The organism is Paenibacillus sonchi, assembly GCF_016772475.1.
GTDB classification, from domain to species: domain Bacteria; phylum Bacillota; class Bacilli; order Paenibacillales; family Paenibacillaceae; genus Paenibacillus_AQ; species Paenibacillus_AQ sonchi.
In genome coordinates, this window is record NZ_CP068595.1 from 5,403,845 (window position 1) to 5,415,653 (window position 11,809).

The window sequence follows — 11,809 nt, forward strand, 5'->3', positions numbered from 1 at the left end:
TGTCCCATTTGAGTTTATCGCGTGCTGCTCCGGTAAGCCGAGGGGGAGACTCCGGTTGTTTTTTTGAAAGTTTTCGAAAAATGCGCCAGTTCCAAGCCCACCTGCTCGGCAATATCGGAGATGCTGAAGCTGGTATAGGACAGCTGTTTTTTGGCGAGCTCCATCCGTTTGAGCTGTACATAATGCATAGGGGTTACCCCTATGAATTTTTTGAAATACGGGATGAAATAGTTCGGATGCAGATGCACCAGCTCCGCCAGCTCCTCGACCTCAAGCGGCCGCATCAGCCGCTGGTCAATATATTCAAGCACATGGGCAAGCTTGCCCTGATCACTGGAATGGAGCAGTTCATCTATGAAATCAGAGTAGCCGCCAGCCTCCAGGCACAAGGCCAGAAGAGTGAGCAGGCCCGCCTGTAGACGGATCTTGGACAGGAAGCTGTCATCCTGAAACAGTGAGATCATCCCGGTAAAAACCGCCCGGACCGCATCCGGGTCGGCCGCATCGCTGATATACAGCTTGTTCGCAGAATGAAACAGCGGCCACTCGCCAATATGGGCATCGAAATGGCAAAAGTAGCGGGCATAAGGATTATCGGGCGACGTTTCCGTTGTCTGTGTGGAGCCGGCAGGCATAATCATTAATTGCCCCGGCCTGGGATAATAGGCCACCCCATTAATGATCACTTTCCCTTCTCCGCGGTCAATAAAATAAAGCCGGTTGAAGGAAGGCGTCTCGTTCGTGCGGTTCCAGCCGGGATACTTCGTGCTGAGCTGGGCATAAGTTACGGTAACATTCAAATTCTGCAGCAGCCGCCCCGGCGTATTGAAGTGATCCATAGTACAACTCCTTTGAAAAGGGATTCATTCTATTATACCGCTTTCATTTAACTAATACATCTTAATTATATACAAATAGTCCTTAATTCCAGTCATGTTCACACCCAAAAAATAAGGTTATCCTCATATCATAAACTGAATTTAGGAAGTGATCCTGGAGATGGCAAAGGTACGTTATGGAATTATTGGCATCGGGAATATGGGCCGTGCCCATGCCCTGAGTCTGCTGGAGGATGTGAAGGGGGCCGAGCTGGCTGCGGTATGCGATATCAGTCCTGAGCGCCTGGAATGGGCATCGGAACAATTGCCGGAGAAGGTAAAGCATTTCAGTACAGCAGCAGAGATGTTTCAATCCGGGACGATTGATGCTGTATTAATCTCAACTCCCCATTATGACCACCCGCCGCTGGCGATTGAGGCGCTGGGCTATGGGCTTCATGTCCTGATTGAAAAGCCTGCCGGGGTGTACACCAAAGCCGTCCAGGAAATGAACGAGGCTGCTGCAAAGTCGGACCGCAAATTCGGCATTATGTACAACCAGCGGACGAATCCGCTTTACCAAAAGCTGCGGGAGCTGATTCAGGCCGGCGAGCTTGGCGAAATCCGCCGCACGAATTGGATTATCACTAACTGGTACAGATCGCAGAATTATTATGATTCCGGCGGCTGGCGTGCTACCTGGGCCGGAGAAGGCGGCGGGGTGCTGCTGAATCAGGACCCGCATCAGCTGGATCTCTGGCAGTGGACCACAGGGATGATGCCGAAGCGCATCCGGGCATTTTGCTACTTTGGCAAATACCGGAATATTGAGGTCGAAGATGATGTAACCGCTTATGCCGAGTATCCGAACGGAGCCACCGGCTTGTTCATTACGACGACCGGTGAAGCTCCGGGAACGAACCGCTTTGAAATTACCGGCGATAACGGAAAAATCGTCGTTGAGGACGGCGCCCTGACCTTCTGGCGGCTGCGCACACCGGAGCCGGTTTTCAATGCTGAATATAAGGGCGGCTTCGGAGCACCTGAATGCTGGAAATGCGAGATTCCGGTGACAAAAGGGGATGGCGAGCAGCATAGAGGCATCCTGCGCAACTTCACGAACGCTATTCTGCACGATGAACCCCTGCTGGCGCCGGGGGAAGAAGGCATCCATGGTCTGACGCTTTCGAACGCCATGTATCTGTCCGCATGGACAGACAACTGGGTGGACCTGCCGATTGACAGTGATCTGTTCCATGAGAAGCTGATGGAAAAAGTGCAAAATTCCACCTTCCAGAAGGATACAACTGCGCAAAAAACACTGAATGTAACCGGAACACATTAAGAATTTAGAAGCTGATCAGGGAGTGAAATAACCTATGAAGACGTCAACGATTGCTGCGCAAATGTATACCCTGCGGGAATTCACCCAGACCCCGGAAGGGCTGCGGGAGAGCTTCCTTAAAGTGAAGGACATCGGCTATCAGGCTGTGCAGGTTTCGGGTATTGGCCCGATTGATCCGCAGCTGGTGAAGCAATACGCGGATGAAGCCGGGCTTGTTATCTGTGCGACACATGTCCCCTGGGACAGGCTGGTGAATGATCTTGACGCACTGGCCGCTGAACATAAGCTCTGGAACTGTAAATATGTCGGACTTGGAGCGCTGCCGGGCGAGTATCAGACCAGTCAGGAGGGCTACCGCACTTTTGCCAAGAAGGTCTCCGAAATCGCTCTTGTTCTGAAGCAGAAGCACGGGCTGCAGTTCGTTTATCATAATCACGATTTTGAGTTCGAGCGTCTGGACGGTGTTACCGGACTTGAAGTGCTGCTTCAGGAAGCGGACCCGGCGGCGTTCGATTTCGAGCTGGATCTTTACTGGGTTCAGGCCGGCGGGGGAAGTCCGGTAGATTGGATTCACAGGGTCAAGGACAGAATGCGGGTTGTGCATCTGAAGGATATGGCGGTAGTTGCAAGGAAAGCGGAATTTGCCGAGATCGGCCAAGGAAATATGAATTACCCGGCGATTATTGAGGCCTGCCGTGAGACCGGAGTAGAGTGGTTTGTCGTTGAGCAGGATGTCTGCCGCCGCGATCCGTTCGAGAGCCTGAAGATCAGCCTGGACTATCTGCACACACTGCTATAACTGAACACTGGGGAGGAAAAAGGATGAGCCGCAAAGACGGAATGAATTATGCGCCCAAGCATGAGGCCAAACCGGTGGTTGGGCCGGGTGAATTCGTAATCGCAGCAATCGCGCTGGACCATGGTCACATCTATGGCATGTGCAACGGGCTGGTGGAAGCCGGAGCCCAACTGAAATGGGTATATGATCCTGACCCCGAAAAGGTCAAAGCCTTTATCGCCGCTTATCCGGAGGTCCAGGTGGCAAGATCCGCAGAAGAAGTGCTGGAAGACCCGGAGGTCCGCCTGGTGGCGGCAGCGGCGGTGCCTTCCGAGCGGGGGCCGCTGGGCTTGCGTGTAATGGCCCACGGGAAGGATTATTTTACGGATAAAGCCCCGTTTACCGCGATGGAGCAGCTTGAAGCGGCATGGTTGCAGTCAGAGAAGACCAAACGCAAATATATGTGCTACTTCAGCGAACGGCTGCATGTGGAAAGTGCGGTCTACGCCGGGCAGTTGATCCGTCAGGGAGCTATCGGCCGGGTGCTGCAGCTGATCGGGATGGGACCGCACCGGCTAAATGCGCCCAGCCGTCCTGAATGGTTTTTCCAGCGCGAGAAGTACGGCGGCATACTCTGTGATATCGGCAGCCACCAGATTGAGCAGTTTCTCTACTATGGGAACTGCCGGGATGCTAAAGTGCTGCACAGCAAGGTTGCCAACTATAATAACGCGGCCTACCCGGAGCTGGAGGATTTCGGCGATGCGACCTTGGTAGGCGACAATGGGACGACCCAATATTTCCGCGTGGACTGGTTCACCCCGGCGGGGCTGGGCACATGGGGAGATGGCCGGACCATTATCATGGGAACCGAAGGGTACATGGAGCTGCGCAAATACAGCGATATTGCCCGGTCGAACACACCGGATCATGTATTTTGGGTGGATGGGCAAGGCGAGCATTATGAGCAGGTGGCCGGGAAGGTAGGTTTTCCTTTCTTCGGAGAGCTGATTCTGGACTGCTTGGAGCGCACTGAGCTGGCGATGACCCAGGCCCATGTGTTCAAAGCTGCGGAGCTGTGTCTTACGGCGCAATCCCAGGCGTTGAACCTCACCCCGGATATACTCAGATAGCCGGTCAGAAGACAGACCAAAGCGGAAGGTGAATTGGATGAGTACAATAGGAGCAGCCATCATCGGGTGCGGGGCAATTGCTCCCTTGCACGCCAAGGCGATTCAATCCATGGAAGGCGCCCGGCTGGTGGCCGTTGCCGACACAGATCCTGCAAAGGCAGCTGAAGCAGCCAAGAATTACGGCTGTGAGGCGTTAACAGACTATAAGCAGCTTCTGGGGAGAACGGATATCGGCATTGTCCATTTATGCACGCCGCATCATCTGCATGCACCGATGGCAGCGGAGTTTCTTGAGGCAGGCCATCATGTTTTAACAGAGAAGCCCATCGCGCTGGATGTTCCCTCTGCCCGGCGTATCCAGGAAGCGGCGGCGGCCAGCCAGGGACAGCTTGGCATTGTCTTTCAAAACCGCTATAATAACCCTTCCATCCGGATCAAAGAGACCATTGATTCCGGGAATCTGGGCCGGCTCATCTGCATGAAGGGGATTGTAACCTGGTACCGGAGCGAAGACTATTATACGGAGAGCGGCTGGCGGGGCAAATGGGCTACCGAAGGCGGCGGAGTGCTGATTAATCAGACGATCCATACCCTTGATCTGCTGCAATGGTTCGGGGGCGAGATTGCCTCCGTCACCGGAAGTGTGACCACCGATGTGCTGAATGAAGTCATCGAAGTGGAGGATACGGCACATGCCTGCATTATTTTCAAGAATAATGTCCGGGGACTCTTCTACGGTACGAATGCTTATTCCGTGAATTCTCCGGTAGAAATGGAGCTTGTCTTTGAGCAAGGCACGCTGCTTCTGCGCCGGGACTGCCTGTATCTCTGGAAAGACGGCCATGAAACACTGCTGTCTGAGCCCGTATCCACGGCGGTCGAAGGCAAGTCCTACTGGGGAACCAGCCATCAGCGGTTAATCCAGGACTTTTACAAGCACGTCAGAGAAGGGCGGAAATTCTGGATTGACGCGGGCGAGGGGATCAAGGCGCTGGAGGTTATTGCCGGCATCTATTCATCTGCAGAGAATCCCTCAAATTGACTTTAGGCACATTTAGCCTTATCTTCATAACATACGTTTCTAGTTTGGCAGATGATAGGCAGGGAGAGGGATACAGGTTATGGAACAGGCAATGTTTGCCGGAGGCTGCTTCTGGTGCATGGTGACACCTTTTGAGGAGCTGCCTGGAATTCAAGGGATTGTCTCCGGCTACGCCGGGGGTACGGTAGAGAACCCCACCTATGAGCAGGTCAAAACCGGAACGACAGGTCATTATGAGGTGGTGCAGATCACTTATGATCCGGCCTTGTTCCCATACTCCAGGCTGCTGGAGCTGTTCTGGCCGCAAATCGATCCGACGGATGACGGCGGACAGTTTCAGGATAGAGGCGCCCAATACCGTACAGCGGTATTCTACTATAATGAAGAGCAGCGCCTGGCCGCCTTGGCTTCCCGCGATCAGGTTGCGGCCAGCGGGAGATTTGAGGGTCCGGTGGTGACGGAAATTCTGCCGGCGCCGCGCTTTTACCGGGCGGAGGAATATCATCAGGACTATCACAAAAAGAATCCGAAGCACTATAAAGAGGACCGCGAGCAATCCGGACGCGACACCTTTATTGCGGAGCATTGGTAAAAGTAAAACTACGATATAAAAGCCTTAACACTCCTGGACTCTGGAGAATTAAGGCTTTTTTCTTTTTTGCAGCAAAAGTGGCGGTAATCCTCTTCATCAAATCGTTTCACCCAAAATATGGGGACAAAAACCGAAATTCTGATCCTACTAAAAGGGCAGAAGGAATACTATAATCATAGTTGAAAACGCATACATTTATGGTGCGTGATTGAACCTAAACCATTTATTGGAGGTAGATTGCGATGAGAAAAAGATGGCTAATGTCTGTGCTCGCGCTCCTGCTGCTGATCTCCTGCTTCCCGCTGTTCGGCTCCAGGGCTGAGGCCGCCGACTACACGCAAGGTGTCGATTTGTCGGGTACCACGGCAACAATCTGGTTCAAATCCACCGTGAACACAAGTTGGGTGGATGTGCATTACAAGGTTAACAATGGTACACAGTTGAATCTCCGCATGGCGTACAACAGCAGTAAAGCCCGTTATGAACAAGCGGTGACGGGTGTTGCCAGCGGCACGGCCCTCACCTATTTCTTCACCTACAATAATGGAACACCTGCGTATGACACGGGCTGGTTCACTTACAATGCAGGGCCAACACCGACCACACCGCCTTCGAATCCCTCCGGTTCGATCTATTCTGTTCCAGCCTCATCCATTCCTGTTGCGCCAAACGGTTCCATCTCCGTAAAAGTAATGAACGGGACAGGCGGGGCATATCCCGACAGCCAGATCTACTGGGGGGTTCTGGGGATTAATCCGGCCAACAAACAATGGAGTTATCTGGATCTGAACGGGAATCTTGTACCAATCTCCACGGCTCTGAACGACGCTTCCGGACATCTGACCAAAAATGGCGTGAATTATGCGAACATTTATCACAAGGTCAGCGAAGCTTCCTGGGTCAACCTGCCCAAAATCACCTCTGGACGAATGTTCCTCAGTGTAGGCACACCACTGTACATCAAGACTTATAACGACGGCTTCGCCGGACCGAATGTCGATAATCCGACTGATCCGAACCGCAATATCTACTTTGATTTTGTGGAATTTACAGTCGATGACGCCGGTTACCATGGGAATACTACCCGCGTTGACGGCTTCGGCTTCCCGATCCAGCACCGGCTGGTGAACATGTCGGGGTCTTTTGACCAGACGGTAGGCGAATTTGAATCGGAAACCCGTGCCGGATTATTTACAAAATATCAGAACGAAGTGCCGTCCGCCTTCAAATCGTTAGCTACGGATCAGGCACCCTACCGGATTGTGGCACCGATACATGGATCTTTTGCTGCTGGCGGAGCCAATGCCAACTATTTCGCCGGTTATTCCAGCTACAACACCCAGGATATTCTCCGCTGCGACGGAGCGCTGACCGATGCCGCAACGGCTGCTGCGATCAACCGCCATGTCTATACAACCAGCAACTGGAATAATGTCGCCAACTATTACAAAGCCGCTCCGGCCAACTATTATGCGAAGTTCTGGCATGACCATAGCATTAACGGCCTGGCCTACGGCTTCCCGTATGATGATGTCAACGGCCAAGCTGCCTACCTGGAGGTAGGCGATCCCAAAGGACTGATTATCCGTGTCGCCTGGTAAAAAGCGTATTCCGTACAGAGCGCGCACTTTGGCAAGCTGAGTCAGGTTCACTTTTGACATTAACAGCCCCGGCAGGGTCTAGCCTGCCGGGGCTACACTTGTCATCTTTATCACAATTACCTCAAAATCTGCTTTTCTTGACCGGCTTGCAGCACAGCCTTCAGGATTCATGAATGACTTTCAGGTAATAGTTATTCTTTAATTATTGCAATTCTACATATTTTCTTCATATTTATCGGGTACACTTCTATTTAAAATCGCGTGAGCAGTAAAATGGAGGGATACACGATGAACAAAAACATATGGGCCACTGCCTTGACTACTGTATTGCTGGGAGCGGTGCTGGCAGGCTGTTCGGCAGGAAATAATTCAACTTCTGCGCAGCCGGACAACGGATCGCCGGCAACAGTCCCCGCACCTTGGCTCGCTACCAAAAATACAACCCGCATCAACACCTCAGACCCTGTCCAAGCAGCGGTACTTGTGTCACAAACGCTGTGGACGGCAGAAACGAAGAGCAGCCGGCCTGCCAGTGTAGTCCTGACCGATGTCAGCAGCTGGCAGATTGCTGCGGCAAGTACGGACTTAATTCATCATCCAAGCAATGGTCCGGTGCTTTTCTTCACTAAAGATGGTATACCCGATGCTACCCTGACGGAGCTGAAACGGCTGAAGCCGTCGGGAGCGGAGAGCAACAAAGGAATTCAGGCGGTTCTGGCCGGACCGGTGGCTGCGGGCGTGGAGGAACAATTGAAGGAACTTGGCTTGAAGATAGACAAGATTGAAGGGAGCGGCCCGGCGGAGATAGCGAAGTCGATTGATGATTATTATGCAAAAGTGTCCGGCAACTTACCGCAAAGTGTCATAATCGGCTCCATGGACAGTCCAGAATATACACTGCCGGCGGTCAATTGGATCGCACATATGCCGGAACCCCTGCTCTATGTGAGTAAGGATGAAATTCCGGCGGCTACGGCTGAGGCACTTAAAGCCCGCAACGGCAGTGCAGCCATCTACATTCTCGGTCCCACGTCTGCGGTCTCCGCAGACGTTGAAGCACAACTTAAGGAATACGGATCGGTAACCCGTATTTCCGGTGATGATCCCTATGCCAACGCTATCGCTTTTGCCAGGTTCAAAGATGAGAGCAACGGTTTCGGCTGGGGCATCACAACTCCAGGACATAACCTGTCGCTGCTGACCCCAGATTCAACGATGCTGGCTATTGCTGCTGCACCGTTCTCACACCTGGGCAAACATGCTCCCTTGGTATTCACCGGAAAAGACGGCCTGCCGGATTCATTAATGAATTACACGATGGAGCTTCAACCTAAATTCAAGGACTCTCCTGCGGAGGGCCCGTACAACCACGCCTGGCTGACCGGTGACACCGGTACACTTACTAAAGGTGCGCAAAGTGAAATCGATGATATGCTGGAGATTTCCCCGCCTCCGGCGGGAATCCGCATTCGGGGCATTAATACAGGTCAATCCGGTGATGGTACAGGCAACCCGGAATATGATAAGCTCATGGAGTCAGGTCAGCCCTAATAGAGGAGAGAGAACTATGAGCAGCTTAAAAACAGGCCGGATCTATTCTGGATTTCAAGTTGTACATGAGGAATATATCCGGGAAATTGAATCCACCGTATTCACAATGGAGCATCAGCCAAGCGGCGCGAGGCTGCTTTTTGTACAGAATCAAGATGACAACAAGGTGTTCAGCATAAGCTTCCGGACTCCGCCCGGTGACAGCACGGGAGTCTTTCATATTCTGGAGCATTCGGTGCTGTGCGGTTCGGATAAATATCCGGTAAAGGAGCCGTTTGTAGAGCTGCTTAAAGGCTCGATGAAGACGTTTCTCAACGCATTTACGTTTGCCGATAAGACCATGTATCCGGTGGCAAGCCGGAACCACCAGGATTTCTCCAACCTGATGGAGGTCTATCTGGACAGTGTGTTTAAGCCGAATATCTACAGGCAGCAGGAGATTTTTGAACAGGAGGGCTGGCATTACGAACTGCACCGTGCGGAGGATGAACTGATCTACAAAGGCGTGGTATACAACGAGATGAAAGGCTCCTATTCCTCGCCGGTTACGGTACTGATTGACCGGATCAAAAAGTCCCTGTACCCGGACACGGTTTACCGGTATTCCTCGGGCGGAGATCCGCAAGATATTCCTGCATTGACCTACAGGCAGTTCCTTGCTGCGCACAGCCAATATTACCACCCGTCCAACAGCTATTTTTATCTGTATGGAGACGTTAATATCGAAGAGCGGCTGGAGTTCATCCATCAGGAATATCTAAAATCGTACAACCGCGATGATTTCGATACCGCCATTCCTCTTCAGCAGCCGGCCGGAATGACGGAGCTTACGGCGGAATACCCCATTCTGGAAACCGAAACCGCTGCTGACAAGACCTATCTGAGCATGAACTATGTGATCGGAACGTCCTTGGACCGGGAACTGAATCTCGCCTTTGCTATTCTGAAAAACATGCTGATGGACAGCAATGCGGCTCCGTTAAAACGGGCACTGCTCGAAAGCGGTCTGGGCAAAGACGTTTTTGCTTTTTATTCCGACAGTATGGTCCAGCCGATGCTGGGCATTACATTGACCCATTCCAATCCTTCCTCCAAGGATGATTTCCTGGACCTGGTCCGAGCTACGTTAAGCCGCCTAGCTGCGGAAGGTTTAGATGAGAAGCTGGTACTGGCTGCGGTCAACAGCAAAGAATTTGAACTGCGTGAAGCAGACTTTATCCAATACCCGAAAGGGCTGACCTATAATATTGAGGTTATGAAGTCCTGGCTGTACGATGGCTCACCAGCAACCCATTTGGAGTATGAAGCCGTGTTTGCTTCCATCCGGGAACAATGTGCAGACCGTTATTTTGAGCGGCTGATCGAAACCTATTTGCTGAACAGTGACCACTGCAGTGTAGTAATACTCCAACCTTCTGCTACTCTGGCAGCCGACAAGGAAACGTCCATCCGCCGGCAGCTTGCCGAATATAAGGCATCCCTGTCCCCGGAACAGCGTGGGCAGCTTGTTCAGCGTACACAGAATCTGCTGGACCGGCAGAGCCGCCCGGACACGGCCGTGGATCTGCGCAAGCTCCCGAAGCTGTCTCTTCAGGACATTAACCGCAGCGTCCCTCCTCAAGTTCCTACACAGGAGTACACGCTGGAAGGGATAAAGCTGATTCACCATGAGATTCCCACGAACAAAATTGCCTATATCAAGCTATTTTGGGACACGGGAGTTCTTGCGGCGGAACAGATTCCTTATCTTGTGCTGCTGGCGAGAGCGCTCGGCCAATTGGAGACCGCCGCTTACAGTATTGAAGAACTCACGGGTGAAATCGGGATCAAAACCGGGGGGATTCGTTTTCAGAATGAGGTGTTTGGAGCGGGTGAAAATTCGCGAACAGGCTATCAGCCCAAATTCAGCGCACGCATAAAAGTCATGAAAGGGAGCATCGGCGAATCCCTGACGCTGCTTCATGAGCTGCTCTACGGCAGCAATCTGGATAACTTCACCAAGCTGCAGGAAATCGTCCGCCGGGAAGCCTCGCATATGGAATCGGTCCTGAACCAGAAAGGCAATGAAATCGCAGCCAGCCGTTTGCTGTCCTATTTCTCCGACATGGGGGCATATGAGGAACAGCTCGGGGGCGTGGCCTATTACCGTTTTATCCGGGAGCTTGCAGACGGTATAGACCTTAAGGTCGAACAGCTCTCTGAAATCCTAAAGGGGATCTGTACAGCCTTATTCAATAAGCGGAATTTAACGCTTTCTGTGACGGGGACTTCAGATATCCATGCAGAGTTCACTGCACATTTGGCACAACTGGACATCCAAGACCGGCCGGTGGAGCCGCAACCTAAGCTTAAGGCGCAAAATCTCGGAAGTAACGAAGGGTTCATGTCCGCAAGCCAGGTGCAGTATGTGGTTAAGGGGTACGACTTCACCAAACTTGGTTTTGTCTATTCAGGCCAGATGCAGGTGCTCAAAAAAATCCTCAGCCTGAATTACCTCTGGAACACGGTGCGGGTAAAAGGCGGGGCGTATGGCGGGAATCTGCTCCTGCGCAGAGACGGGGTGCTTTTGTTCACTTCCTATCGGGACCCGAATCTGCAGGAGACACTGGAAGTCTACGATCAGGCCTGCCGTTTTGCTGCGTGCTTTGAAGCGGATGAGGAAGAGATGACCCAAGCGATCATCGGCACGCTGGCGATGTTTGAACAGCCGCTCAGTCCCAGCGCACTCCGGCGGCGGGCGGACCGGCATTATTTTGAACAGATTACCGTAGAAGAGCTGCAGCAGGAGCGGAATGAAATCTTCTCGGCAACACCCGAAGATATCAGGCATTATGCCGGACTGCTTAAGGCGGTGGCGGAACAGAATTTCTTCTGTGTGGTTGGCAATGAATCCAAGATGAAATCGGCACAAGCAATATTTGGCAGCCTGGAGGAACTGGTGAAATAACA

At 52.3% G+C, this 11,809-nt stretch carries 9 protein-coding genes; 8 read left to right on the top strand and 1 reads right to left on the bottom strand.

The window, feature by feature from the left end:
- Positions 1 to 14: 14 nt before the first annotated feature.
- On the bottom strand, positions 15 to 839 hold the full coding sequence (locus JI735_RS24125) for a helix-turn-helix domain-containing protein (RefSeq protein ID WP_039835667.1): 825 nt from the start codon (positions 837 to 839) through the stop codon (positions 15 to 17).
- A gap of 160 nt (positions 840 to 999) precedes the next feature.
- Here JI735_RS24125 and JI735_RS24130 point away from each other — a divergent pair, with 160 nt between their 5' ends.
- The 8 genes from JI735_RS24130 to JI735_RS24165 all read left to right on the top strand — a co-directional run bounded on the left by JI735_RS24130 (position 1,000) and on the right by JI735_RS24165 (position 11,807).
- The gene (locus JI735_RS24130; RefSeq protein WP_039835666.1) at positions 1,000 to 2,163 is read left to right on the top strand and encodes a Gfo/Idh/MocA family protein; all 1,164 of its coding nucleotides are present in this window, start codon (positions 1,000 to 1,002) and stop codon (positions 2,161 to 2,163) included.
- Positions 2,164 to 2,197: 34 nt separating this feature from the next.
- The gene (locus tag JI735_RS24135; protein WP_039835665.1) at positions 2,198 to 2,962 is read left to right on the top strand and encodes a sugar phosphate isomerase/epimerase family protein; all 765 of its coding nucleotides are present in this window, start codon (positions 2,198 to 2,200) and stop codon (positions 2,960 to 2,962) included.
- A gap of 23 nt (positions 2,963 to 2,985) precedes the next feature.
- On the top strand, positions 2,986 to 4,074 hold the full coding sequence (locus JI735_RS24140; protein WP_039835664.1) for a Gfo/Idh/MocA family protein: 1,089 nt from the start codon (positions 2,986 to 2,988) through the stop codon (positions 4,072 to 4,074).
- A gap of 37 nt (positions 4,075 to 4,111) precedes the next feature.
- Positions 4,112 to 5,116, top strand: coding sequence for a Gfo/Idh/MocA family protein (locus JI735_RS24145; protein ID WP_039835663.1), 1,005 nt, complete (start codon positions 4,112 to 4,114; stop codon positions 5,114 to 5,116).
- Positions 5,117 to 5,195: 79 nt separating this feature from the next.
- On the top strand, positions 5,196 to 5,708 hold the full coding sequence (msrA, locus tag JI735_RS24150; protein ID WP_039835662.1) for a peptide-methionine (S)-S-oxide reductase MsrA: 513 nt from the start codon (positions 5,196 to 5,198) through the stop codon (positions 5,706 to 5,708).
- Between the two features lie 260 nt (positions 5,709 to 5,968).
- Positions 5,969 to 7,309 carry a glycoside hydrolase family 64 protein gene (locus JI735_RS24155; RefSeq protein WP_411830137.1) on the top strand — a complete coding sequence of 447 codons (1,341 nt, stop codon included), beginning with the start codon at positions 5,969 to 5,971 and terminating at the stop codon, positions 7,307 to 7,309.
- Between the two features lie 288 nt (positions 7,310 to 7,597).
- Positions 7,598 to 8,860 (top strand): cell wall-binding repeat-containing protein, encoded by a 1,263-nt coding sequence (locus JI735_RS24160; RefSeq protein WP_202676515.1) that lies wholly within the window; start codon positions 7,598 to 7,600, stop codon positions 8,858 to 8,860.
- 16 nt (positions 8,861 to 8,876) lie between these two features.
- Positions 8,877 to 11,807 (top strand): insulinase family protein, encoded by a 2,931-nt coding sequence (locus JI735_RS24165; protein WP_039835654.1) that lies wholly within the window; start codon positions 8,877 to 8,879, stop codon positions 11,805 to 11,807.
- The last annotated feature ends 2 nt before the right edge of the window (positions 11,808 to 11,809 follow it).